This is a genomic window from Cupriavidus sp. 01T418, assembly GCF_056398885.1.
Genome location: NZ_JBFTQG010000007.1, coordinates 69,886 through 94,286, shown reverse-complemented (window position 1 = coordinate 94,286; position 24,401 = coordinate 69,886). Strand labels below are relative to the sequence as shown.

At 64.2% G+C, this 24,401-nt stretch carries 25 protein-coding genes, 1 tRNA gene and 1 pseudogene; 14 read left to right on the top strand and 13 right to left on the bottom strand.

What is annotated here, in order from left to right; translation table 11 throughout:
* The first annotated feature begins 6 nt into the window (after positions 1–6).
* The gene (gene madM / locus AC1DQ3_RS10445) at positions 7–780 is read left to right on the top strand and encodes a malonate transporter subunit MadM (RefSeq protein ID WP_477120117.1); all 774 of its coding nucleotides are present in this window, start codon (positions 7–9) and stop codon (positions 778–780) included.
* On the opposite strand, the gene AC1DQ3_RS10440 is transcribed toward madM, so the two are convergent.
* Positions 777–1,697: a LysR family transcriptional regulator gene (locus AC1DQ3_RS10440; protein ID WP_477120116.1), complete on the bottom strand. Its 921-nt coding sequence runs from the start codon at positions 1,695–1,697 to the stop codon at positions 777–779. The genes madM and AC1DQ3_RS10440 overlap by 4 nt on opposite strands.
* A 170-nt stretch (positions 1,698–1,867) precedes the next feature.
* Here AC1DQ3_RS10440 and AC1DQ3_RS10435 point away from each other — a divergent pair, with 170 nt between their 5' ends.
* From AC1DQ3_RS10435 to AC1DQ3_RS10410, 6 genes are all read left to right on the top strand, one after another.
* Complete coding sequence (locus AC1DQ3_RS10435; protein WP_477120115.1) at positions 1,868–2,329, top strand: MarR family winged helix-turn-helix transcriptional regulator; 462 nt, start codon at positions 1,868–1,870, stop codon at positions 2,327–2,329.
* A 4-nt stretch (positions 2,330–2,333) separates the two neighbouring features.
* Positions 2,334–4,397, top strand: a complete 2,064-nt coding sequence (locus tag AC1DQ3_RS10430) for an FUSC family protein (protein WP_477120114.1) — start codon at positions 2,334–2,336, stop codon at positions 4,395–4,397.
* Between the two features lie 25 nt (positions 4,398–4,422).
* Positions 4,423–4,632, top strand: coding sequence for a DUF1656 domain-containing protein (locus AC1DQ3_RS10425; protein ID WP_477120113.1), 210 nt, complete (start codon positions 4,423–4,425; stop codon positions 4,630–4,632).
* Positions 4,629–5,552, top strand: coding sequence for an efflux RND transporter periplasmic adaptor subunit (locus AC1DQ3_RS10420; protein WP_477120112.1), 924 nt, complete (start codon positions 4,629–4,631; stop codon positions 5,550–5,552). Before AC1DQ3_RS10425 ends, AC1DQ3_RS10420 begins: the two co-directional genes overlap by 4 nt.
* Positions 5,549–7,003 carry an efflux transporter outer membrane subunit gene (locus tag AC1DQ3_RS10415; protein WP_477120111.1) on the top strand — a complete coding sequence of 485 codons (1,455 nt, stop codon included), beginning with the start codon at positions 5,549–5,551 and terminating at the stop codon, positions 7,001–7,003. The genes AC1DQ3_RS10420 and AC1DQ3_RS10415 overlap by 4 nt, the downstream gene beginning before the upstream one ends.
* A gap of 128 nt (positions 7,004–7,131) precedes the next feature.
* A complete protein-coding gene (locus tag AC1DQ3_RS10410; protein WP_477120110.1) occupies positions 7,132–7,944 on the top strand; it encodes a MetQ/NlpA family ABC transporter substrate-binding protein in 813 nt (270 codons plus the stop codon).
* A gap of 220 nt (positions 7,945–8,164) precedes the next feature.
* Here the strand turns inward: AC1DQ3_RS10410 and AC1DQ3_RS10405 are convergent, their stop codons facing one another.
* Both AC1DQ3_RS10405 and tolA read right to left on the bottom strand, forming a co-directional pair.
* Entirely contained in the window at positions 8,165–8,515 is a 351-nt protein-coding gene (locus AC1DQ3_RS10405; RefSeq protein ID WP_477120109.1) for an EF-hand domain-containing protein, read from the bottom strand.
* Positions 8,516–8,715: 200 nt separating this feature from the next.
* Complete coding sequence (tolA, locus tag AC1DQ3_RS10400) at positions 8,716–9,456, bottom strand: cell envelope integrity protein TolA (RefSeq protein WP_477120108.1); 741 nt, start codon at positions 9,454–9,456, stop codon at positions 8,716–8,718.
* A gap of 367 nt (positions 9,457–9,823) precedes the next feature.
* Between tolA and ku the strand changes: the two genes are divergently transcribed.
* Positions 9,824–10,726 (top strand): non-homologous end joining protein Ku, encoded by a 903-nt coding sequence (gene ku / locus AC1DQ3_RS10395; protein ID WP_477120107.1) that lies wholly within the window; start codon positions 9,824–9,826, stop codon positions 10,724–10,726.
* A 7-nt stretch (positions 10,727–10,733) separates the two neighbouring features.
* A complete protein-coding gene (locus tag AC1DQ3_RS10390; protein ID WP_477120106.1) occupies positions 10,734–11,540 on the top strand; it encodes a tetratricopeptide repeat protein in 807 nt (268 codons plus the stop codon).
* Positions 11,541–11,603: 63 nt separating this feature from the next.
* Here AC1DQ3_RS10390 and paaK read toward each other — a convergent pair whose 3' ends face one another.
* The 7 genes from paaK to paaA form a co-directional block, all read right to left on the bottom strand.
* On the bottom strand, positions 11,604–12,929 hold the full coding sequence (paaK, locus tag AC1DQ3_RS10385) for a phenylacetate--CoA ligase PaaK (RefSeq protein WP_477120105.1): 1,326 nt from the start codon (positions 12,927–12,929) through the stop codon (positions 11,604–11,606).
* A gap of 142 nt (positions 12,930–13,071) precedes the next feature.
* Complete coding sequence (gene paaN, locus AC1DQ3_RS10380) at positions 13,072–14,760, bottom strand: phenylacetic acid degradation protein PaaN (RefSeq protein ID WP_477120104.1); 1,689 nt, start codon at positions 14,758–14,760, stop codon at positions 13,072–13,074.
* A 54-nt stretch (positions 14,761–14,814) separates the two neighbouring features.
* Entirely contained in the window at positions 14,815–15,903 is a 1,089-nt protein-coding gene (paaE, locus tag AC1DQ3_RS10375; protein WP_477120103.1) for a 1,2-phenylacetyl-CoA epoxidase subunit PaaE, read from the bottom strand.
* A gap of 14 nt (positions 15,904–15,917) precedes the next feature.
* On the bottom strand, positions 15,918–16,463 hold the full coding sequence (gene paaD, locus AC1DQ3_RS10370) for a 1,2-phenylacetyl-CoA epoxidase subunit PaaD (protein WP_477120102.1): 546 nt from the start codon (positions 16,461–16,463) through the stop codon (positions 15,918–15,920).
* Positions 16,464–16,469: 6 nt separating this feature from the next.
* Positions 16,470–17,273 carry a 1,2-phenylacetyl-CoA epoxidase subunit PaaC gene (paaC, locus tag AC1DQ3_RS10365; RefSeq protein WP_477120101.1) on the bottom strand — a complete coding sequence of 268 codons (804 nt, stop codon included), beginning with the start codon at positions 17,271–17,273 and terminating at the stop codon, positions 16,470–16,472.
* 11 nt (positions 17,274–17,284) lie between these two features.
* A complete protein-coding gene (gene paaB, locus AC1DQ3_RS10360) occupies positions 17,285–17,569 on the bottom strand; it encodes a 1,2-phenylacetyl-CoA epoxidase subunit PaaB (RefSeq protein WP_477120100.1) in 285 nt (94 codons plus the stop codon).
* A gap of 13 nt (positions 17,570–17,582) precedes the next feature.
* Positions 17,583–18,587 carry a 1,2-phenylacetyl-CoA epoxidase subunit PaaA gene (paaA, locus tag AC1DQ3_RS10355; RefSeq protein ID WP_477120099.1) on the bottom strand — a complete coding sequence of 335 codons (1,005 nt, stop codon included), beginning with the start codon at positions 18,585–18,587 and terminating at the stop codon, positions 17,583–17,585.
* Positions 18,588–18,991: 404 nt separating this feature from the next.
* Between paaA and AC1DQ3_RS10350 the strand changes: the two genes are divergently transcribed.
* From AC1DQ3_RS10350 to AC1DQ3_RS10340, 3 genes are all read left to right on the top strand, one after another.
* On the top strand, positions 18,992–20,194 hold the full coding sequence (locus AC1DQ3_RS10350; protein WP_477120098.1) for a Fic family protein: 1,203 nt from the start codon (positions 18,992–18,994) through the stop codon (positions 20,192–20,194).
* 478 nt (positions 20,195–20,672) lie between these two features.
* Complete coding sequence (locus AC1DQ3_RS10345) at positions 20,673–20,900, top strand: ParD-like family protein (protein ID WP_477120097.1); 228 nt, start codon at positions 20,673–20,675, stop codon at positions 20,898–20,900.
* Complete coding sequence (locus tag AC1DQ3_RS10340; protein ID WP_477120096.1) at positions 20,897–21,175, top strand: type II toxin-antitoxin system RelE/ParE family toxin; 279 nt, start codon at positions 20,897–20,899, stop codon at positions 21,173–21,175. Before AC1DQ3_RS10345 ends, AC1DQ3_RS10340 begins: the two co-directional genes overlap by 4 nt.
* A 32-nt stretch (positions 21,176–21,207) precedes the next feature.
* Here AC1DQ3_RS10340 and AC1DQ3_RS10335 read toward each other — a convergent pair whose 3' ends face one another.
* Positions 21,208–21,342 carry a hypothetical protein gene (locus tag AC1DQ3_RS10335; RefSeq protein WP_477120095.1) on the bottom strand — a complete coding sequence of 45 codons (135 nt, stop codon included), beginning with the start codon at positions 21,340–21,342 and terminating at the stop codon, positions 21,208–21,210.
* Positions 21,343–21,405: 63 nt separating this feature from the next.
* Between AC1DQ3_RS10335 and AC1DQ3_RS10330 the strand changes: the two are divergent.
* A pseudogene (locus AC1DQ3_RS10330) lies at positions 21,406–21,579 on the top strand (AbrB/MazE/SpoVT family DNA-binding domain-containing protein); the annotation flags it as partial.
* A gap of 139 nt (positions 21,580–21,718) precedes the next feature.
* Positions 21,719–22,057 carry an endoribonuclease MazF gene (mazF, locus tag AC1DQ3_RS10325; RefSeq protein ID WP_477120094.1) on the top strand — a complete coding sequence of 113 codons (339 nt, stop codon included), beginning with the start codon at positions 21,719–21,721 and terminating at the stop codon, positions 22,055–22,057.
* 314 nt (positions 22,058–22,371) lie between these two features.
* Here the strand turns inward: mazF and AC1DQ3_RS10320 are convergent.
* Positions 22,372–22,448: transfer RNA gene (locus AC1DQ3_RS10320), tRNA-Met, on the bottom strand.
* Between the two features lie 148 nt (positions 22,449–22,596).
* Positions 22,597–24,297 carry an MFS transporter gene (locus AC1DQ3_RS10315; protein ID WP_477120093.1) on the bottom strand — a complete coding sequence of 567 codons (1,701 nt, stop codon included), beginning with the start codon at positions 24,295–24,297 and terminating at the stop codon, positions 22,597–22,599.
* Positions 24,298–24,401 lie beyond the last annotated feature (104 nt).

Here is a 24,401-nt window from a genome sequence, read left to right as displayed (position 1 = left end):
GCCGCCATGCAATCCATTTCGCACATCTTCCAGAACGTCCTGCTGCAGAACGGCCTGGTCACCGCCTTCGCCGCGGTCGGCATCATCATGTGGCTGTCCTCGCGGCTGTCGCGCTGGCTGACCTTCGGCCGCGTGCATGCGTCCGCCATCGCCATCGTCATCGGCCTGCTGCTGGCCTACTACGGCGGCCTCGTCACCGGCAAGGAGAAGGGCCTGGCCGACCTCTCGCTGTTCTCCGGCATCGGCCTGATGGGCGGTGCCATGCTGCGCGATTTCGCCATCGTCGCCACCGCCTTCGAAGTCCAGGTGACCGAGGCGCGCAAGGCCGGCATGGTGGGCGCCATCTCGCTGTTGCTCGGCACCATCCTGCCGTTTATCGTCGGCGCCGCGGTGGCGCGTGCGTTCGGCTACACCGACGCGGTCAGCATGACCACCATCGGCGCCGGCGCGGTGACCTATATCGTGGGGCCGGTCACCGGCGCCGCGCTGGGTGCCAGTTCCGACGTGGTCGCGCTGAGCATCGCCACCGGGCTGATCAAGGCCATCATCGTGATGGTGGGTACGCCGATGGCCGCGGGCTTCCTGGGGCTGAACAACCCGCGTGCCGCGATGGTGTTCGGCGGGCTGGCGGGTACTGTCAGCGGTGTCTCGGCGGGACTGGCGGCAACGGATCGCAGGCTGGTGCCTTATGGCGCGCTCGTGGCTACATTCCACACGGGGTTGGGGTGCTTGCTGGGGCCGTCGTTATTGTTTCTGGCGACCAAGGCGGTGGTGGGTTAGTCCGGCTGCGGCGAGCGCATCGCCAGCCTGCAAACCGCCGCCAGCGCCAGCAGGTTCGGATCCCGCTCGCGCCGCCGCAGAAAACTCAGGCCGATGGTCTGGCGCAGCCGGTATTGCGAGGATAGTGGAATAAGCGTCACCTTGTGCGCGAACACATCGCGCACGCGCCCCGGCAGCAGGGCGTAGCCCACGCCACCGCTGACCAGGTTCATCAGCGAGAAGATGTCGCCAACCTTCATCACCACGTTGGGCGTGAAGTCGGCAATGCGGAAGGCATCCACAAAGCCTTGATAGGTGATGAAGCCTTCGCTGAGGGTGACGAAGGGTTCGTCCCGGCATTGCCGCAGGTCGATGGATGACTGCTTCGCATAGGGCGAATCCGCCGGCGCGGCAAAGTAGATCTCGTCTTCGAACAGGGGAATGGACTCGATGTCCGGATCCGGTGCCGGCATGGCCATCAGCGCCGCGTCGATGCCACCTTGCTTGAGCTTGAAGAGCAGGTCCGCGTTGGAGCCCAGCACCAGTTCCGCCTGCAGTTCCGGCCGCCTGACCTTGATGCCGATCACCACTTCCGGCACGGTGCGGATGGTCAGCGAATAGAGCGAGCCGATCTTCATGTGATCCGCCGAGTACCCGGCAGCCTCGCGCGTGGCGCGGATGCCGTCGGTCATGGCCTTGAGTACATCGGTGGCGACATCCGCCAGCACGTGCGCGGCCTCGGTCGGCAGCAGGTTGCGTCCCTCGTGGCGGAACAGGGCGCAGCGCATGCCTTCTTCCAGCGAGTGCAGCGCGCGATGCACGCTGACGGTGCTCACGTCCAGCGCCTCGGCGGCCTTGGCGAGGTTGCCCGTCTCCATGTAGGCGAGCAGGACTTCGAGCTTGCGGAAGGTGATTTCTTCGTTGATTCGGTTTCGCATAGGAGGCGGCAAGCGGCGGTGGTGACCGGAGCATGATAACCAGTGCGCAACCGGCGGTGCGCTTGCGGTGCTTCTTTCGGTCGTGCCGCATGTTTCACATGACGCAATAGTCTATTGCTATGCATGGTGATAATTTGCATCCTAACTATATGGCTGCTATCATTCCATCCATGCCTCAGATCGACGCCCTCCAATTCGCCTTTACCGGCCAGATCATGCTGGCCGGCCGTCAATGGCGCCACATCTCCCAGGGCGCCATCACCGCCTACGGCATTTCCGCCGCGGCCGCCGGGCCGTTGTTGTTTATCCGCCGGCTTGGCGGCGGCGTGCGCCAGGTCAGGCTGGCCGACTATGTCGGGCTCGAAGGCGCCTCGCTGGTGCGCTTGCTCGACCAGCTTTGCGCCGCCGGCCTGGTGCGCCGGGAGGTCGATGCGAACGATCGCCGGGCCAATGCATTGTGGCTGACCGACGCCGGCGATGCGCTGGCCGAAAAACTCGAGATCGAACTCAAGCAGGTCCGCGCCACGGTCTTCGCAGATATCAGCGAGCGGGATTTCGAGGGCGCGATGCGCGTGCTCGATGCCCTCGCACGCGCAGCCGAGTCCACGCCCGGCACCGCCTCCGGATCGTAAGAACATGTCGAGCTGGCCAACCGGACGAGACTGGATCTTTTCCTTCAAAGCCTTTGCAGCGGCCATGCTGGCGCTGTTTATCGCGCTGTACCTCGGCCTGCCGCGTCCCTACTGGGCCATGGCTTCGGTGTATATCGTGGCGCATCCGCTCACCGGCGCGACCCGTTCCAAGGCGCTGTACCGCGTGCTGGGCACGCTGCTGGGCGCGGCCGCATCCATTGCCATGGTGCCGCCGCTGGTGAACGCGCCGGCCTTGTTGATGGCCGCGGTAGCGTTGTGGACCGGGGTGCTGCTCTATATCGCGCTGCTGCACCGCACGCCGCGCAGCTATGTGTTCATGCTGGCGGCCTACACGCTGCCGCTGGTGGCGTTGCCCGCGGTGAGCGATCCCGCCAGTGTGTTCGATATCGCGGTGGCGCGGGCCGAGGAAATCTGCCTCGGCATCGTGTGCGCGAGCATCGTCGGCGCCACGATCTTCCCCGCCAGGGTGGCTACCGTGCTGGGCGGGAAATCCGGCCAGTGGCTGGCCGACGCCGCGTTGTGGGCGACCGATATGCTCTGCGCGCAACCTGCCGCGAACGTCTCGCGCCATCACAGCCGCCACCGCCTTGCCGCCGACATCCTCGCGCTCGATCAACTGATCAGCCAGCTTTCCTACGACGCCGAAAGCGCCGTGCGTGTGCGGCACGCGCAGGAGCTGCGTGGCCGCATGACCATGCTGCTGCCCGTGCTGTCGTCACTGGCTTCCCTGGTGGATGCGCTGCACCAGCACGCAGCCGGCGTGCCCCGCCGTTTGTCGGAGAACATGGCGCTGGTCTCGGCGTGGATCCGCGAGGGCGCGCAAGCGCCCCTGCCAGCGTTGCAGGGTTCGCCCGACGCGCCAGTCAACGACGCCGGACTCGATTCCGGCAGTGTCGGCCCGGACTGGCCCTGCGCGCTGGCCGCCACCGCGCAGGGCCGTTTGCGCGAGCTGCTGGCGTTGTGGCAGGACTGCGTATCGCTGCAGCGCCGCATCGGCGAGGCCGCCCCGGAGGACGCCTGGACGCCGGTATTCCGGCGCTGGGGCGTGGGTGCCGCACGGCACTACGATCACGGCATGCTGCTGTTCTCCACCGCCACCACGGCCCTGGCCATCTTCTGCATGGGCATGGCCTGGATCTGGACGGGCTGGGCGGACGGTGCCAGCGCGGTCGCGCTGGGCGCAATATCCTGCTGCTTCTTTGCCGCGATGGATGAGCCGGCGCCGATGATCCGCTCCTTCTTCAGATGGAACGTGGTCTGCCTGGTGCTGGCGACGGTCTACCTGTTTGCGGTCCTGCCCAACGCGCATGACTTCGAGATGCTGGTGATGATGTTCGCCGTGCCTTACCTGATCATCGGCCTGATGATGGCGCAGCCGCGGCTCGCCCTGATCGCCATGCCGCTGGCAGTGATCACGGCCAACGACATCGGCCTGCAGGGCGCATACAACGCCGACTTCCATGCCTTCTTCAATGGCAACGTGGCCGGCATCGCGGGCATCCTGTTCGCGCTGGTGTGGACGCTGGTGGCACGCCCCTTCGGCACCAAGGCCGCGGTGCGCCGGCTGGTGCGCGCGAGTTGGGGCGATATCGCCCGCAACGCCACCGGCCGCGAACCCAGCGAGCACGCCCACCTGCGTGCCCGCATGCTGGACCGGCTGGCGCAGATCGTGCCGCGGCTGGCCGCCAGCGAGGATGAAAACGCCAGCGACGGCTTCACCGAGGTGCGCGTCGAGCTCAGCACGCTGGCGCTGCAGCGGGAGCTGCCCGCGCTGGCGCCGGAGCACCAGCGCTCGGTGCACCGTGTGCTGCAGGGCGTTGCCAGCTACTACCAGGCACGCCTGGATGCCAGGGCCGATGCGCCGCCGCAGGTGCTGCGCGAGCGGATGAGCAAGGCCATCCGCAAGGTGGCCTCGCAGGCCGACCAGGCCTCGCGCGAAGCGTTTGCCGCGCTGGTAGAAATGCACGTTGCCCTGTTTGCCGCAGCGCCCCTGGCGATGAACCCGGCTGCCGTCCAGGCCGCAAGCCCGGCCGGTATCGAGAAATAAGAGAGCATGGAAGCGAGCAATAGCAATGCGCGGTGAAATCGACGTCTATGGTGTGTTTGTCCCGAGCCTGCTGGCGTGGATGCTGGTGGCTTTCCTGATTACCGCTTGCGCGCGCGCCGTGCTGGCGCGTGCAGGTTTTTACCGGCTGGTCTGGCACCGGTCGCTGTTCAATCTGGCTTTATACGGGATCGTCCTGGGTGGCACCGTCTACCTTGCCTATCGGCTGCAGTCATGAAACTCARTCTACGTACGCTTGGCCCCATCGTCCTTACCCTTGTCGTCACCGCGGTCGCGGTCGTCGTCGTCAAGCACCTGTGGGATTACTACACGATCGCACCATGGACGCGCGACGGCCATATACGCGCCGACGTGATGCAGATCGCGCCTGATGTGTCCGGTCTGGTGACCAAGGTCCTGGTCAAGGACAACCAGCGCGTGCAGCGCGGGCAACCGCTGTTCGAGATCGACCGCGACCGCTTCGCGCTGGCGCTCCAGCAGGCGCAGGCCACGGTGGCCGCGCAAAGCGCGACGCTCGCCCAGGCCCGCCGCGAAGCCCGGCGCAGCCAGACGCTGTCCGATGTGGTCTCCAAGGAAGTGGTGGAAGAAGGCCTGGCCAAGGTCCAGCAAGGCGAAGCCGCGCTGGCGCAGGCGCAGGCGGCGGTCGACCTCGCCAGGCTCAACCTGGAGCGCACCAGCGTGCTCAGCCCGGTGGACGGCTACCTGAACGACCGGCTGCCGCGCCTGGGCGACTATGTCAACACGGGCCGCCCGGTGCTCTCGATGGTGGATGCAAGTTCCTTCCACGTGGAAGGCTATTTCGAGGAAACCAAGCTGCACGGCATCCATATCGGCAATCCGGTTGAGATCCGCGTCATGGGCGAATCCATGGTGCTGCATGGCCACGTGCAGAGCATCGCCGCCGGCATCGAGGACCGGGACCGTACCAACGGCTCCAACCTGCTGCCAAACGTGAACCCGACCTTCAACTGGGTCCGACTCGCGCAACGCATCCCGGTGCGCATCGCGCTGGACGATCCGCCCGCCGACCTGCGGCTGGTGGCCGGCCGCACCGCCACCGTCTCGGTGCGGGAGCCGGGCAAGGACAAGCTCGCGGCAACCGGCCAGGGGGCCGCAACCCACGGAGCCATGCAGTGAATGCCCTGCGCCTTGCCTTGCTGCCGGCCCTGGTGCCGTTGCTGTTCGCCTGCACCACGGTTGGCCCCGACTATCACGTGCCGGAAAATGCGGCCGTCAAGTCGGCCACCGCCAATGGTCCCTTGCTTGGCACGGACAACCCCGCGGTGTCGATCGCGGCTGTGCCGGATGGCTGGTGGCGTCTCTACGACGATCCCAAGCTGAATCAACTGGTGCAGGAGGCGTTGGGTGCCAACACGAACCTGCGCGTTGCCGCCGCCAATCTCAAGCGCGCTATCGCGGTCTACCACGAGGTGGAAGCGGAGAACCTGCCCGGGGCCAGTATCCTGGCCGGTGCGCAGCGCGGGCAGATTGCCGGCGAACCGCTGCTCAAGGAAGAGAAGATCCCGGTGATGAACTTTGGCGATGTCGGCCTCAATGTTTCCTACCTGATCGACTTCTTCGGCAAGCTCGCGCGCGCGGACGAAGCCGCGCTGGCCGGCGCGCAAGCCAGCCAGGCCGCGCTCGACCAGGCGCGTGTCGGCGTGGCCGCCGAGACCGTGCGGGCCTATGTGCAGGGTTGCGCCGCCACGCATGAACTGGATGTGGCCGAGCATCAGCTCGCCCTGCAGCAACGCGGTGTCGAGCTGGCGCGCAAGTTGGTCGACGCGGGGCGCGGCCAGCCGATCGACCTGTTGCGTTCCCAGGCGCAGGCCGACACGCTGCGCGCCGCGTTGCCGCGCTTCAAGGCCGAACGGGAAGGCGCGGCGTATCGCCTGGCGGTGATGCTGGGCAAGCCGCCCACCGCAGCATCGCTGACGGAATATGCCTGCCGCGAAGAACCCAAGCTGACCCAGGCCTTGCCCGTGGGCGACGGCGCCGCGCTGCTCAAGCGGCGGCCGGACGTGCGCCAGGCCGAGCGCGAACTCGCCTCGGCCACCGCAACGATCGGCGTGGCCACGGCGGATCTCTATCCTTCCATCCGCATCGGCGCCTCCGCCGGCTTTACCGGCATCCTGGACCACCTCGGCCAGGCGCCGACCGCGCATTGGGGCTTTGGCCCGCTGATCACCTGGAACATCCCCACCAGCGGTACGCGCGCGCGCATCCACGGCACGGAAGCCGGCGCCGAGGCAGCGCTGGCGCGCTTCGACGGCGTGGTGCTCAATGCGCTGCGCGAAACGCAGGCCGCGCTGAGCAGCTATACGCGTGAGCTGGAGCGCACCGAGGCCCTGCGCGATGCCCGCGACAAGGCCAGCGAGGTGGCGCGGCAGAACCGGCAGCTCTACCAGCTAGGCCGCTCGCCATACCTGAACAGTCTCGATGCCGACCGTACGCTGGCCAGTACCGAGGCCTCGCTGGCCGCGTCGGAAAGCCAGGTTGCGCTGGACCAGATCAACCTGTTCCTCGCGCTTGGCGGTGGCTGGCAGAATGCCCCGGAAGTGAAGACGCAGCCGATGGGCGGAGATTGAGCGGGCATTGAGCGGGCAGCGGGCAGCGGGCAGCGGGCAGCGGGCAGCGGGCAACCGTTTACACTCTCACCCCGGCATCTTGCCTGGTAGAAAGCAGAACGTAGAAAGCAGAAAGGAATAGCAGCACCATGGTTTATCCCTCGATCCAAAAAACCCTGTCGATCGCAATTACCGCGCTCGGCATCGTAGCCTCGGGCGCCGCGCTGGCGCAGGAACAGACCGTGCGCGTCGGCACTGTCAGCGGCCCGGATGCGCAGGTCTGGCAGGTGGTCCAGAAAGTCGCCAGGCGCGACGGGCTGAATATCAAGGTCGTCGAGTTCAACGACTACGTGCAGCCCAACGCCGCGCTCGACGCCGGCGACCTGGACGCCAACAGCTTCCAGCACCAGCCCTACCTCGACAGCCAGATCAAGCAGCGCGGCTACAAGATGGTCAGCGTGGGCTACACCTACATCTCTCCGCTGGGTATCTATTCGCAGAAGCTGAAGTCGCCCAAGGACCTGCCGCAAGGCGGGAAGGTGGCCGTACCCAACGATCCCTCCAACGAGAACCGCGCACTGTTGCTGCTGGCCGCGCAAGGCGTGATCAAGCTCAAGAGCGGGGCGGGCACCAACGGCGTGAACGCGACGCCGCTGGACGTCAGCGACAACCCGAAGAAGCTGAAGATCGTCGAACTCGACGCCGCGCAACTGGCGCGCGCGCTGCCCGATGTGGCCGCGGCGGTGATCAACACCAATTACGCGCTGGCCGCCGGCCTGCAGCCGACCCGCAACGCGATTGCGCTGGAAGACATCCACAGCCCGTATGCCAACATCATCGCGGTGCGCACCCAGGACAAGGACAAGCCGTGGGTGAAGAAGCTGGTGGCCGCCTATCAGTCGGAAGAAGTGAAGCAGTTCATGAAGAACGAGTTCAAGGGCGCGATGGTGCCGTCGTTCTGAGCGGCCGGGTGATGCCGGGGCCTCGTTAGTCCGAGCCGGCTTGCCAACAGCAAACCCCCTCAGGATCGCGGTATCTACCCGTTACACAAAGGTGTCGATGGATAGTGCGGTTAGCGTCACCAGCATGCCGGCCCTCAGCGCCCGGACCCGTCCGAAGACTGGAGCGTAGAACGCGCCAATCCGAATCCTGGGCGAGTTCGGGCGCGATGGCAGAGAGGGCTCAGTTCCAAATGGGATCTTCCTTCTGCATCTGTTCCTTGGTCTTCATCTCCCAGTACGCACCGATCTGACGTTCTGTTACGTAACCCCGCTTCCTGGCATCGATCTGACTAAAGTGCTTGTAAACCTGCGGCATACCCGCCTTGGCTTCTTCGCGGGTTAACTTGCCGTCATGGTTGACGTCGGCCGCCTTGAAATGCTCGGCAATGATGGCCTTGGCTTCTGCGGTGGTCGCCGGCGCGGCCGGAATCTGGCTTGAGTCGGCTCCTTGTGGCTGCTGAGCGCTCGCACCCGTAAAGACGAGCGCCATCACAACGGTCAAGCCAACTGCGGGTAATTTACGCACGATCATTTTTCTCTCCTCCAGCATTTGCGGTTCCGCATTGCCTTCTCACGAAAAATTCCCGGGTAAATGAAAATCCCCCGCAAGGCAATGCTCACAGGGGATTCTAGGCACTCAAGGCCGGCTTACCAACACCTTTGTGTAACGGGTAGATCGCCCGATCCGGAGCCGGGTTTTTGTTGGGCCTCGTTGGCTCCGGCTCGCGCCGCCTATTCCCTGGGCATGAAGGTGATGTTCACGTTGGCGGGCGCCACGCCGTTGTCATCGCGCGGCAGCGGATCGGATCGCTCCACCGCGCGCAGCACGGCGTTGTCCCAGCCGGCATTGCCGCTGGACTTGCTCAGCCGTGCCGACAGCAGCGAGCCGTCTGGCGCCAGGTGCACCGCAACCACCGCGGCCGGGTTGCCGGCTATTTCCTCCGTGAAGATGATGTTCGGCTTGACGCGGCGCCGCACCTTGTCCGCATATCCCGGCGACGCACCGCCGCCCGCGCCGGCCCCGGTGCCCGCCTTGCTGCCCACGCCGCCGGTGGTGGGCGCGCTGTTGGCCATTGCCTGCAGGCGAGCCAGTTCGTGCTGGCGCTGCTGCTTCAAGGCGGCCTGGCGCTCGCGCTGCTCGGCCTGCCGGGCTGCTTCGGCAGCTGCGGCCGCCGCGGCGGCGGCTGCTGCTGCCTGGCGGCGCTTCTGCGCTTGCAAGGCGATGTCTGCATTCTCCTCCGGCTCCGGCTTGACCACAGGCTCGGGCTTCGGCTGGACCACCGGCTGCGGCTGCGCAATGTTGGGAATGCTGTCCCACAGTTCGGCTTCGACACCGGCCGGGGTCCGGCTTTGCCAGTGCACGCCGTAGTAGAGCAGCATGCCCAGCAGCACGTGCATAAACAGAGCCAGCAGGAAACATTTCAGCGTTCCCCGTTCCTGTTCCGGTCGATAGGGATAGGCGATGGGCTTCATGGCGCGGACTGGCTAGGCCGCCGATTGTTCAATTCAGTGTCACTCTGGCATCACTCCCACGCAATGTGAAAGTGTACGTTGCAATGGTTTGTGCGCGAACCCGCGCATGAGATCCTTCACATGCAGCTTAGGTCGGCATTGGCGGCCTAGGCAAGCGCGATTCCGCGGACCACAGTTCCATGCGTCCGGGCGGTAAACCGGGAATTTGACACATGCATCCCGCAGTCCTTGCACGCCACAAAATCGAGGCGACACAAGAAAAGCGGCGGCTCCGCCCCTGCCCGCGACCGGGTCGGACGCCGCTTTGCCCGGCACGGTCTAAGCTATATGGCAAAGATCCCACTCCCGTCCTCGCAGGGTGATCGTCATGGCCGCGCGTTCCATCGCTTCCCTTTCCCTCAGCTTCGGACTGGTCTCGATACCGGTCAAGGTGTACGCCGCGACGGAGAGCAAATCCGGGGTGAGCTTCAACCTGCTGCACAAGGGCTGCGGCTCCCGCCTGAAGCAGCAGTACGTGTGCCTGCGCGAGGACGTGGTCGTGGAGCGCTCCGAGATGGTCAAGGGTTATGAGTTCGAGAAAGATCACTATGTGGTCTTCGAGCCCGAAGAACTGGACGCGCTGGAGCACGAAGCCCGCCATACGATCGATATCGTATCGTTCGTGCCGGCGGGCGCGATCGATCCGATCTACTTCGACAACACCTATTACCTGGGACCGGACAAGCGCGGCGCGAAACCGTACGCCTTGCTGACCGAAGCGATGCGCCGCACCGGCACCTGCGCACTGGCCCAGTGGGTCTGGAAAGGCAAGCAGTACATGGTCCAGGTACGGCCCGGGGACGATGGCCTGATCCTGCAGCAGTTGCTCTATGCCGACGAAGTGCGCCCGATGGCCGACCTGCATGTGGAGAAGGCGGACGTGCAGCCCGCGGAACTGGCGCTGGCGCAGCAGTTGATCGAGCAGAATTCGGTGGACAGCTACGATCCCGCCGCCTATGCCGACGAGGAGAAGGCGCGGGTACTCGCGGCCATCGACAAGAAGATCGCCGGCAAGAAAATTACCGTGACGGAACAGCGCGAGGCAAGCCAGGGCGCGGAAGTCATCGACCTGATGGAAGCGTTGCGCGCCAGCGTGCAGCAGCGCAAACGCGCAGCCGCCAAAACCGCCTCGGCGGCCCCGGCGCCGGACGCACCGAAGGAGCGCAAGGCCGCGCGGCGCGCGCCGGCGGCTGCGCCAGCCCCCGCGCGCCGCGCGAGCGGCAAGAAGTGACTGCCACATGACGCTATACACGCTGCGCGAGGTCCGGGACCTGCTCGGTATCCCGCGCTCGGTTGCCGCCAGGCTGATCGCGGATGGCGTGGTGACGCCAAGCAGGGGCACGCGCCGTGAATACCTCTTCACCTTCCAGGATATGGTGATGCTGCGGACCGCCAACTCGTTGCACGAGGCGCATATCCCGAGCCGGCGCATCTCCCGCGCGCTCTCGAGACTGAAGGCATCCAGGGGGCAGGAAGCGCCGCTGACCGGCGTACGCGTTCGCGCGATCGGCAACGAAGTGGCGACCCGCGACGCCGTCCATCAGTGGCAGGCGGAATCGGGCCAGCTACTGATGGACTTCGAGCCGGACGAGGCCGGCGCTGCCGCCGTCCATTCCATTCATCGCCCCCGCTCCGCTGAAGCGAGCCTCTGGTTCCGGACCGGTTGCGAACGGGAAGCCGATGCGCCCGATGAAGCGGAGCAGGCCTACCGTCGCGCGCTGTCCATCGACGGCGGCTATCTCGAACCCTATCTCAACCTGGGCTGCATGCTATGCGATGCCGGCCACTTCGGGGAGGCGGTCGCGCTCTACCGCTGCGGCCTTGCGCATCTGCCGGACGAACCGCTGATGCACTTCAACCTGGCCATCGCGCTGGAGGACGACGGGCTGCAGGCCGAGGCGCTGGCCAGTTACGCGCACTGTATCGAGCTGGCGCCGGAGTTCGCGGATGCCCACTTCAATGCTGCACGGCTGTATGAGACGCTGGGCAACGATTTGCGTGCCATCCGGCATTTCAACGCATACCGCAAGCTGCAGTCGCGTTGAGTCCAGCCACGCATGCGCATCTCGCTTGCGTGCCATCGTCACGGACGGCACCCTTGCCCGGACTCAGGCGCCGGCGTGGCGCAGGTCAAGCACGCGCTGGGCCTTGCCGGTGGCGGTGGTCTTGATCTCGCCGGCGTTCAGCACACGCACCGCCGTGGAAACGCCCACCATGGTCTTCACCCGGTGCTGCAGCTCGCGCCCGAGTTGCGCCCGGTCGCTATCGGTGAGCGCCTCGCAGACCCCGGCGCGCGCCTCCACCGAGACGGATAGCGCGTCCATATGCCCGTCGCGGGTGATGCACAACTGGTAGTTGCCGCTCAGGCGGGCGATGCCGAGGATCAGTTCCTCGATCTGGCTCGGGAACACATTGACGCCGCGGATGATCAGCATGTCGTCCGAACGCCCGGTGATCTTCGCCAGCCTGCGCATCGAGCGCGATGTCGGCGGCAGCAGCGTGGTCAGGTCGCGCGTGCGGTAGCGGATCATCGGCATGGCCTCTTTCGACAGCGAGGTGAATACCAGTTCGCCCTGGCTGCCGTCGGGCAGCACCTCGCCGGTGATGGGGTCGATGATTTCGGGATAGAAGTGATCTTCCCAGATGACCGGGCCATCCTTGCTTTCGATGCATTCGCAGGCGACGCCGGGGCCCATGATTTCCGAGAGCCCGTAGATATCGATGGCCTGGATGCCAGCGCGTGTCTCGATCTCGCTGCGCATGCCCTGCGTCCACGGCTCCGCGCCGAAGATGCCGATCTTGAGCGATGACGCCGCCGGATCCAGGCCTTGTCGTGCCATTTCGTCGAGCAGGTTAAGCATGTACGAGGGCGTGACGAGGATGATCGATGGCTCGAAATCGCGGATCAGCTGGACCTGCTTCTCGGTCTGGCCGCCGGACATCGGCACGACCATGCAGCCGAGCCGCTCCGCGCCGTAGTGGATGCCCAGGCCGCCGGTGAACAGCCCGTAGCCAAATGCGTTGTGCAGCGTGTCGCCGCGGCGGCCGCCCGCCGCGCGGATGGAGCGGGCCGTGACGTTGGCCCAGGTGTCGATATCCCGCGCGGTGTAGCCCACCACGGTCGGCTTGCCGGTGGTGCCGCTCGATGCATGCACGCGCACGACCTCGTCCCTGGGGACGGCAAACAGCCCGAACGGGTAGTTGTCGCGCAGGTCCTTTTTCGAGGTGGTGGGGAATTTCGCCAGGTCGGACAACTGGCGCAAATCGTCGGGATGCACGCCGGCGGCGTCGAACGCGCTGCGGTAGTGCGGCACGTTGTCATACGCATGCCGCAGCGACCATTTGAGCCGTTGGAGCTGCAGCGCCTGGAGTTCGTCCCGGCTGGCGCGTTCGATGGGCTCGAGCTCGCCCGGTTGGGGAATTGGCTGGACCACGGTTGTCTCCTGATGGTGTCGCGAAAAAATAGGATGGAACGGTGGCGGGGATGGGGACGCCACTCGACAGATCGCCGGCCCGGCCGTTCGACGCATGCGCGGCGAACGGCCAGGCGGGCACGCCGGCTAGACGGCGCGGCCCTTATGCAGGCTCGCGCTGCGCAACATGGCGCCGGCTCTGCACGACGCGGAAGCGGTTGGCGACAAAGGCGGTGTCGGCGAGACTCGCATTGGCCGCGGGGTTTGCGCCGGTGGCGTGGAAGTCGGAGAACGCCGCGGACTGATTGACGAAGACGCCGCCCGTCAAATTGACGGACAACGCCACGCCGCCGCTCACGGCTGCCTCTTCGGCGGCATCGAGCACCGCCTCATCCGTGCTGTAGACCGACAACGTCAGGGCGCCGCGCGTGCGGGCGATGCGCGCCGCAAGTGCCAGCGAATGCGCGCTGGAGTCGGTGGCGATCACGAACGCGATCGGGCCGAACCACTCCTGCGTAAAGGTGGCTTCATCGTGGTTGGCGTCGAGCTGCAGCAGGACCGGCGTGGCGATCGTGGCGTCGGGGAATTCGGGATGCGCGAGGCGCTGGCTGGCCAGCAGCGGCTTGCCGAGCCGGGCCACCTGATCGATCCGGTCCAGCACGCCCCGGTTCTGGATCGCGCCGGTGAGTTCGACAGCCTTGGCCGCATCGGCGGTCAGCTTCTGGACGGCACCGGCGATGGACCGGGCGACCTCTTCAAACGACATGGTGCCTTCGGCGGTCTTGATGCCATCACGCGGCACATAGATATTCTGCGGCGCCGTGCACATCTGCCCGGAGTACAACGCAAGAGAAAACGCGATATTGCGGGACACCGCCTTGAGCGCATCCGCCGAATCGATCACGATCTGGTTGACGCCGGCCTTTTCCGTATAGACCTGGGCCTGCGGCGCATGTGTCTCGAGCCAGTCGCCGTTGGCGGTGCTGCCGGTGAAATCGATCAGCCGGATCTCGTCGCGTGTGGCCAGCGACTGCACCAGCGCGCCGTCGTTGGGGGCGGTCGCCAGCAAGGTCACCACGTTGGGGTCGAAGCCAGCCTCCGCCAGCACTTGCCGCGCAATGCGCACGGTGATGGCAAGCGGCAGGATCGCGGCCGGATGCGGCTTGACGATGACGGCATTGCCGGTTGCCAGATCGGCGAACAGGCCGGGATAGCTGTTCCAGGTGGGGAACGTGCAGCAGCCGATCACCAGGCCGATGCCGCGCGGCACGATGGTAAAGCGCTTTTCCATGGCGAGCGGCGGATTCTTGCCTTGCGGCTTTTCCCAGTAGGCCGTCTCCGGAATAATGCGCATCGCGTCCCATGCATAGGCGATTGCCTCCAGCGCGCGATCCTGCGCGTGCGGGCCGCCGGCCTGGAATGCCATCATGAAGGCTTGCCCGGTGGTGTGCATCACGCTGTGCGCAATCTCGAAGCTGGCCTGGTTCAGCCGCGCCAGGATCTCCAGACTCACGCCGGCCCAGGCCTTGGGGCCCGCCTTGCGGTACTGTGCCTGCGCCGTCCGGGCCGCGGCGAGCAGCGCGTCCGGTTCCGCCTTGGGATAGCCGATACGCAAGGCTTGGCCGAAGGGCGAACGCTCTTCGCCGACGTGGCCGTTGCTGCCGGGTTGATCGAGTGAAAAGGGTTGTCCGAGCTGCGCCTTGAATGCTGCCTCGCCATCGGCGGCGGCGGTTTCACCGTAGGCGCGCGGACTGGGCATCTCGTTGAAGGGGCTCCAGTAGCCGCGTGTCCTGATGGCTTCCAGGGCGCGTTCGAGGGTACTTTCGTGTTTGGTGAACAGGGAATGATGCATTGCGGGGGCCGTATTTCTTGGAGGTTGCAGGACTTCGATTACCGTTACCGTTCTTTACCGTTCGTCGTAGCTCACGACAACCCGATCCGACACCGGATGGCATTGGCAGGTAAGGACGAAGCCATCGTCGATCTCGTGTTGTTCGAGCGTGTAGTTCTTTTCCATCTTCACTTCGCCTTCGAGGACCTTCGCCCGGCACGTGCAGCACACGCCGCCCTTGCAGGCATAGGGCAGGGCAAGACCCGCCTTCAGGCCGACATCGAGCACGCTGACGCCCACATACGGCAGCCGCAGCTTGCGCTTCTTGCCGTCGATGATCAGTTCCAGATCCGCGGCCGGGGTGTCGTCCGTGATCTCGATGGGCGGCACGCCGGCTTGCGGCAGCGGGGTGCCGAAGCGCTCCACGTGCACCTTCTCGGGTGCCACGCCGGCTGCCTTGAGCGCGGCTTCGGCGGCGTCCATCATCGGACCGGGGCCGCAGATGAAGGCTTCATCGATTTCATTGGCCGGCGTCAGCGTTTCCAGGAATGCCCGGCATTTCTCCTGGTCCAGCACGCCGTTGAACAACTCGACTTCCTGCAAATCGTCGGACAACACGTGGTACAGCGAGAACCGGCTCATATAGCGGTTCTTCAGGTCCTCCAGTTCCTCGGCGAACATGATCGCGTCGACGCTGCGGTTGCCGTACACCAGCGAAAAGCGGCTGGTCGGCTCCGTCTCCAGCGTGGTCTTGATGATGGCAAGCACGGGCGTGATGCCGGAGCCGCCGGAGAATGCCACGTAGGACCGCGACAGATCGGCGTTCAAGTGCGTGAAGAAGCGGCCATCGGGGGTCATCACCTCGATCTCGTGGCCGGGCTGCAGCGTATCGAACGCAAAGTTCGAAAAACGGCCGCCGCGCACGCGCTTGATGCCGACGCGCAATTCGCCATCGCGATCGTAGTCGGTGACGCCCACGCAGATCGAGTACGAGCGGCGGGTCTCCTCGCCGTCGAGGTGCGCCTTTAGCGTGACAAATTGCCCTTGCGTGAAGCGGTATGCGTCGCGCAGGTTCTCGGGCACCTCGAAGGAGACGGTCACGGCATCGGCGGTTTCGGGCCGTACCTCGCGGATACGCAACGGGTGGAAATGTGGAGTCGCCATGGTGTCGGTCCAGGTCAGTACGGTTTGAAGTAGTCGAACGGCTCGCGGCAATCGATGCAGCGATACAGTGCCTTGCAGGCCGTCGAGCCGAACTGGGCCAGGCGTTCGGTGTGCACGGAGCCGCAGCGCGGGCAGGCCGGCTTGTCCTGCGCGGCCACGCGCGGCACGAAGCGGATGGTCTGCTCTTGCGCGGTGTGGCCGCTGCCGCAGTTGCCGGCAGGTGGAGCGATGCCGTAGCGGCGCAGCTTGTCGCGCGCTTCGCCCGTCATCCAGTCGGTGCTCCACGCGGGGGCAAGCACGGTGACGACGCGATGGGGGACGATCCCGGCGGCGTCCAGCGCCTGCTCGATATCCTCGGCAATCTGCGACATCGCCGGGCATCCCGAATAGGTAGGCGTGATGACGACCTCGATCGCATCGTCCGCGCCGTGGCGCACGTCCCGCAGGATGCCCAGTTCGCGAATCGACACCACCGGGATTTCCGGATCCGGGACTGCTTCAAGGACGGCCCAGGCGTGTTCCAGCGTGGCGTCGGCATGCATCAATGTGGCGGCGTTCATCGCGATCTACCAGGTAGCGCCAGGATGCTGGCGTGCCAGTGACTGCATTTCGGCAAGCAGGAATCCCATGTGTTCGGAATGCTCGCCGTGCTTGCCGGTCGTGATGTGTTTTACCGGGGACGGCATCTCGAGGGTCGCCTCGGCAAGGACTTGCGCAACGCCTGCCTGCCATGCGGGTTCGAGGCCCGCCACCAGGGGGCCGACACCGGCCTCGGCCATCGCGATCTCCACCGCATCGGTTGCGAAGAACTCACGCGTGTACGGCATCAGGTAGTCCAGCGCTGCCTGCGCGCGCCGGTGCGACTCCGCCGTGCCGTCGCCGAAGCGGATCAGCCACTCGCTCGCGTGGGTGAGGTGATAGCGCGTCTCCTTCAGCGATTTCGCGGCGATCGCCGCCAGTTGCGCATCGCTGGACGATTGCAACGCCGTCCACAGATGGGCCATCAGCGCGGAGTACAGGAAGTTGCGCACTATCGTGACGGCATAGTCGCGCTCGGTACGCACGGTGCCGGCAAGCGGCCCGAAATGCGGCAACTCCACCATCGTGTAGTTGGCGAACTCACGCTCGCTTCGGAAGTAGGCGTAGCTGTCTTCGGTCTTCTTCGCGCCGCTCAGCGCTTCGTCGAGCGTAGCCGCGTGCGAGTACAGCAGCCGTGCCTGGCCGATCAGATCGAGGCTGATATTCGCCAGCGCGATATCTTCCTCCAGCGCCGGGCCATGGCTGCACCACTCGCTATTGCGCTGGCCGAGGATCAGCGCGTTATCGGCCAGGCGCAGCACGTATGACAAATGTTGTGGCGTGTTCATCATGGCGTCTCGTCTTACATGTGGTCGACTTCGGCGGGCAGCACGAAGAAGGTCGGATGCCGGTAGATCTTGTCGCCGGCCGGCTCGAAGAACGACTCCTTGTCGGCGGGATCGGACGCCGTGATCGCCGCCGATGGCACCACCCAGATACTCACGCCTTCCTGCCGGCGCGTATAGACGTCGCGCGCCATGCGCAGCGCCGTGCTTGCGTCGGACGCGTGCAGGCTGCCGCAGTGCTTGTGGTCCAGGCCCTGCTTGCTGCGCACGAACACTTCCCAGATTGGCCATTCCTTGTTCATCGTCATCTCCTGTTCAAGCGGCTTGCTTGTGCGCCCGCGCGGCTTGTTTCCCGGCGTAGGCCAGCGCGGCTTCGCGCACCCACGCGCCATCGTTGTGCGCCTTCACCCGGGTGGCGAGGCGCTCCTTGTTGCAAGGCCCGTCGCCGTTGACGACGCGCCAGAATGCTTCCCAATCGATCGCGCCATAGTCGTGCGCCCGGCGTGCCTCGTTCCACTTCAGGTCCGGGTCGGGCAGCGTCACGCCGAGTATCCTGGCCTGCTCGACTGTCGCATCGACAAACTTCTGGCGCAGGTCGTCGTTCGAGATCCGCTTGATGCCCCACTGGAACGACTGGCCGCTGTGGATGGAATCCTTGTCGCTCGGGCCGAACATCATCAGCACCGGCCACCACCAGCGATCCACCGCCTGCTGCACCATGTCCTTCTGGGCTTGCGTGCCCTTCATCATCGACAGCAGCGCGTCGAAGCCCTGGCGCTGGTGGAACGACTCCTCCTTGCAGATGCGGATCATGGCGCGCGCATACGGGCCGTACGTGCAACGGCACAGCGGGATCTGGTTCATGATCGCCGCGCCATCCACCAGCCAGCCGATCACGCCCACATCCGCCCAGGTCGGCGTCGGGTAGTTGAAGATGCTCGAATACTTGGCCTTGCCGGCGTGCAGGGCATCGACCAGCTGGTCGCGCGAGACGCCCATCGTTTCGGCGGCGCTGTACAGGTAGAGACCATGCCCACCCTCGTCCTGCACCTTGGCCAGCAGGATCGCCTTGCGCTTCAGGCTCGGGGCCCGGCTGATCCAGTTGCCTTCGGGCTGCATGCCGATGATTTCCGAATGCGCGTGTTGGGAAATCTGCCGGATCAGCGTCTTGCGGTAGGCATCGGGCATCCAGTCCTGTGCTTCGATCTTGCCGTCGGCCGCCATCAGGGCATCGAAACGCCCTTGCTGCGGCGAGGCATCCGCCAGTGCCGGATCGTTCGGTTGCGCGTTGCCTGGGATATCGAGAGATTGGGTGTACATGGAGATTTCCTGGGAGGCGATGACGCAGTATATTTATAAACCGACCGGTCGGTCGATGAATTGTTTGGATTGAGTCGGGAAATTGATAGTCAGAAACTCAGGGGGTGTGGGGCTAGATACCTGGAGACGGGCGGGTGTGCGCCAGGAGCACCTCTTCGAACGCTCCAACACACCCTCCAAAGAGTTCTCCAAGGAATCCTCCATCCAACACTCCATGGATTCGCCGCTACGCTATACTTGTTGGGCATCTGAGGGGAATTTGAGCCATCCAAAGAACCATCCATCGTACCCAGCTATGGACTTTCCAAATAGCCCTACAGCCCTACCAAAAACTCCCGGCCGGTAGTCACCGGCACGGCACGGCCCCTGCCAAGTCAAAGGTATCGCAATACCGCACATAATTCATGGCCGACGTAACGACAATTCAACCGCTTTATCTCGAAGAGAGGGCGCTCCATGCGCCACTTGAACAGGCTACCGAACTAGCTAAGAAGGCAAGAACACTGCTCACGAACGGCCATGGACCCGTCGCTACAGCGCTGGCACCGTTGTTGCGAAACATGAATTCGTACTACTCGAACAAGATTGAAGGCCAGCACACGACGCCGAAAAGCATCGAGCAAGCGCTGAAGAAGCACTACTCGGAGGACCGGGAGGAGTACAAGAAGCAGCTCGTGGCGATTGCGCACATCCGAACCGAAGAGACCTTGGAGGTGGAGTGGCAAGGAGAAGATACCGCCCAGATGTTCGCCCCAGGTAAGGTGCAGCGCATCCATCAGCTGTTCTTCGAGGGCATGCCTCCTCAGTTTCGATTCACGGAGCAGGGAGAGCCGATTCATCCTGGTGAATTTCGGGAGAAGGTCGTGAGCGTGGGCAAGCACGATGCTCCGCCAGTCGCGCTCATACCTCGGTTACTGGAAGAATGGAGTACTCGCTACTCGCGCGTCAGGGGGTTCGAACACCAGTTGATTGCTGCCGCTTGCTCCCATCATCGCCTGGCTTGGATTCACCCCTTCATTGACGGCAATGGCCGAGCCTGCCGCCTCCACTCGCATCTCACTCTTCACGCCTCGGGGCTGACGGATGGGCTTTGGTCGGTGCTACGTGGATTCGCCCGGACGCATCAGGAGTACTACTTGCGACTGGCCTGCGCAGACCAGCAAAGACGCAATGATCTGGACGGGCGAGGAAACCTGTCGCAGGAGGAGTTGGTCAAGTTCGTGCACTACTTCCTCGAATGCTGCCTGGACCAGGTGGATTTCATGCTGAAGATGATGGAGTTCGATGGCTTGCGCGCACGACTTCGAGACTTGCTGACTTACCTTGACGCGAATCCTTGGCAAATAGGTTCGGAAAAATCGGTCATCAAGCCCGAGAAGACTATCTTGGCCCTGGAATCGGTTGCGATGATGCGCCCCCTATCTCGAGCAGAGTTCGGTCAGATTCTCGGTGAGGGCGACACGACGGTTCGGCGCATCACTCGCAGCCTTCTTGACTTCGGAATTCTGCAGTCAGAATCACACCGCGACGCACTCAATTTTTCCCTGCCATTGAAGAGTCTGAGATTCCTCTTTCCGAAGCTGTGGCCAGAGGTGGATACCGAATAATTGCGCAACGACGGTAGTAGACGGTAGTAGGTTACGGTATGACCCCTACGACGCCAACGGTCAACCTGATGCCGTCTGCCCGATCTTGCCAGCCACATGCTATCGAGGTGACCTTGACTCTCTCCTCGCTGCGCGTATGTCGCGCGACCTCGTCCGCCTCCAGGCGCAACGGCTTGCGGCCGAAGCCCGTATAGAGTGCGAGCTGGTCGCTGTAGTGCGGTGAGCGGGTGCCATCCGGCGCGACGAACCCGCTTTGCCCCGATGCCAAAGGGCACTCTTTGGAGACTGTCAACTCCCTGCTTGCACATGCTGAGCTAGATCATGTTTCACCCTACCCGGAGGTCCCTCAATGCAGCTTGCGCGAAGCCATTGAATTCGTCATTTGACGCCACCCACCCAATTGACCATCCGTGCGCCTTGGCTCCCGATGCTCCGGCTGCTACACTAGACTTACTACAATTGTAGTAAAGGAGGGTTTATGGGCATGCCAGTGCGAATTGATGACGAACTGTACGAGCAGGCGAAAGCTGACGCTTCGGCGGAACACCGGTCGATTGCGGGCCAGATCGAATTCTGGGCCAAGGTCGGTCGTGCTGCGTTGGACAACCCGGATCTGCCTGCGTCATTCATTGCGGAGTCGTTGATCTCGCTGGCTGAGCCACGCGAGCACGCGACGCCGTTTGTGCCGCGAGGCCGCCGCGCATGACGTATGAGGTGAGGCAGACGCGGCGCTTTGCGAGGCAATACAAGAAGCTCCACGAGAACGTCGCCGCTGACGTAGACGACGCGGTAGCAGTCGTCGCGACTACGCCTGCTGCCGGGGAGCGAAAGAAGGGCGACTTGGCTGATCTGTATGTTTACAAGTTCCACAGCCACGGTCAGATGTTTCTGCTTGGATACACCGTTGATGATGGTCTTCGGCTCGTGTACCTGGAAGCGGTCGGCCCACATGAGAATTTCTACCGGGATCTGAAGCGATGACCCTGCGGCAGTACAGGAGTACCCTGCCTGTGCTAATCCCCAATGTGGACGTGCTGCTTGCGCCGGCCATCATGCAGCGCAACCTTCCACTTGCTGCCGGCCAGCTCCCGTGACACCGCCAGCATGACCGCTTCGGAATGCGTCGGGTATGCCTGATCTATACGCATGATGCTCTCCTGTGAACAAGGCTCGGCACGCTCGTTTTAGGCCTCGGTTCGCCGACCGCCTGGATGCCTCATAGGATCTTGACACACGCCGCACACGAGAATGGAAGGCGCCGTTGGGATTCGTGTATCAACATTGATGATACGGAGGTGGCTCACATGCGAGTCATCGTGAAGAAGTGGGGCAACAGCGCGTCGGTGCGCATTCCTGCCGCCATCATGGAAGCCGCAAGCTTGAGCTTGGACGATACCGTGGACGTGCGCGAGGAAGGTGGGCGCATTGTCATTGAGCCGCTACGCAATTGCTGGCCGGCATTACGCCGGACAACTTGCACGCCGAGGCTAGTTTCGGCCCCGCAGTTGGCAAGGAGGCGTTCTAGTGGTGCGCCGCTACGTGCCCGAGGCCGGCGACATTGTATGGCTGCATTTCGACCCGCAAGCCGGCCACGAACAAGCCGGGCATCGGCCTGCCCTCGTTCTCAGTCCGGCTGCGTACAACGGCAAAACAGGCCTGATGCTCTGCTGCCCCATGACTACCCAGATCAAGGGCTATCCATTCGAGGTGTCGATTGCTGGCGACAAACCTAGCGCGGCGCTGGCTGACCGGGTGAAGAGTGTCGATTGGGTCGTGCGAAGGGCGAATCACAAGGGTAAGGTGTCTTCTGCGGAACTGGCCGAAGTCCGGGCAAAAGCCGTCGCCCTGCTAGGCATACCATAGAAGTGAGGCGGCAGCTATGTCGAGCTTAACCGAACTGATTTGGAAGCAAGGATGGCCGCCCGGGGTGGAGTCGGTAACGGCCGAAGACGGTTCAAAGGTGGTCCGACTCCTGGGCGGAGTCGAAGTTACCGTGAAGCGCAGTTTCTTGGCGTGGAGGGGTGACGAGACGTTTGAGAGGCGAGGGCGGGGGTAGCCAGCTTGTGCTGGATGGCGCCTTCGGGGTCATCGCTGAGACTTCGGGAGGGCCAAAACCAAAGCCCCTTCAGGTCCGAGACCTGAAGGGGCTGGCAAGTACTGATTTCCTACAGAAATACTGGTGGCGAATCAGGGATTCGAACCCCGGACCTGCGGATTATGATTCCGTCGCTCTAACCGACTGAGCTAATTCGCCAACGAAGACCGCAATTATACATGCCGTTTCGGACCTGTCAACACCCCCTCCTGGAAAACTTCGAGGGGGGCACAAGCCGCCTTTCCCGCAACCCGAAAAAAAAGCGGCGGACCGCGAGGTCCGCCGCGTAGAGCGATTGATTACCGGATCAGTCGTTGGCGTAGATATCCACATCCTTGGTTTCGCGGATGAACAGCGCTCCGATGACCAGGGTGACGCCGGCGATGATGATCGGATACCAGAGCCCGTAGTAGATGTTGCCGTTCTGCGCCACCAGCGCGAAGGAGATGGTGGGCAGCAGGCCGCCGAACCAGCCATTGCCGACGTGATACGGCAGCGACATCGAGGTGTAGCGGATCCGGGTCGGGAACATCTCCACCAGCATCGCGGCGATCGGGCCGTACACCATGGTCACGTAGATCACCAGGATGACCAGGAGCACCAGCACCATGATGGTGTTCATTTGCGCCGGGTCCGCCTTGGTCGGGTAGCCGGCCGCGGCCATCGAATCGCCCACCTGCTTCTTGAACGCCGCGATCTGCTTCTTGCTGGCGTCGTCGAAGCTGTGGCCCGCCGGTACCAGGGTGGCGTTTAAGGAGGCAATCTCCTTGTCGCCGATCTTCACCGAGGCTACGGTGCCGGCAGGGGCTTCCACCACTTCATAGCTGGCCGAGGCTTGCGCCAGGGTCCGCTTGACGATATCGCAGGAGCTGCGGAAATCGATCTCGCGGGCGATCGGGCTGCCCTGGAAGGAGCATTGCTTCGGGTCCGCGGTCACCACGATCTGCGCGGTTTGCTGGGCACGCTCCAGGGCCGGGTTGGCGTAGTGGGTCAGGGCCTTGAACAGCGGGAAGTAGGTCAGCATCGCCAGCGCGCAGCCGGCCAGGATGATCCACTTGCGGCCGATCTTGTCCGACAGCGAGCCGAAGAAGATGAAGAAGGGCGTGCCGATCACCAGGGCGCCCGCGATCAGCAGGTTGGCGGTGGTGGCGTCGACCTTCAGCACCTGGGTCAGGAAGAACAGCGAGTAGAACTGGCCCGTGTACCAGACCACGGCCTGGCCGGCGGTCAGGCCGACCAGCGCCAGGATCACGATCTTCAGGTTGCGCCACTGGCCGAACGACTCGGTCAGCGGAGCCTTGGAGGTCTTGCCCTCGGCCTTCATCTTCTGGAAGGCGGGCGATTCGCTCATCGACAGGCGGATATACACCGACACGGCGAGCAGCGCGATCGAGACCAGGAACGGAATGCGCCAGCCCCAGGTGTCGAAGTTCGGACCGGTCAGGTTGCGGCACAGCAGGATCACGATCAGCGACAGGAACAGGCCGAGCGTGGCGGTGGTCTGGATCCATGCCGTGTAGGCGCCGCGCTTGCCGTGCGGCGCGTGCTCGGCCACATAGGTGGCGGCACCGCCGTACTCGCCGCCGAGCGCGAGGCCCTGCAGCATGCGCAGCGCGATCAGGATGATCGGGGCGGCCCAGCCGATGGTGGCGTAGCTGGGCAGCAGGCCCACGATGAAGGTGGACGCGCCCATGATCAGGATGGTCACCAGGAAGGTGTACTTGCGCCCGATCATGTCGCCCAGGCGGCCGAACACCAGCGCGCCGAACGGCCGCACCACAAAGCCCGCGGCAAAGGCCAGCAGCGCGAAGATGAAGGCGGCGGTTGGATCGAGGCCGGAAAAGAACTGCTTGGCGATAATGGCCGCCAGCGAACCGTAAAGGTAAAAGTCGTACCACTCGAATACCGTGCCGAGCGAGGAAGCAAAAATCACCTTCCTCTCTTCGGGCGTCATCGCCGAGCCCTGGTTTGTGCGTCCGGGCATTGCCACGTTCTGTGCGTTAGCCATTGTCTCCTCCGTTTGTGTTCGGAACTTTCCGGGGGACCACTGGCACGCTCGCGCTGTCGCGGGCGCACCATCGCCTCCGAAGTTGCAATGGATTGTGGGTGGTG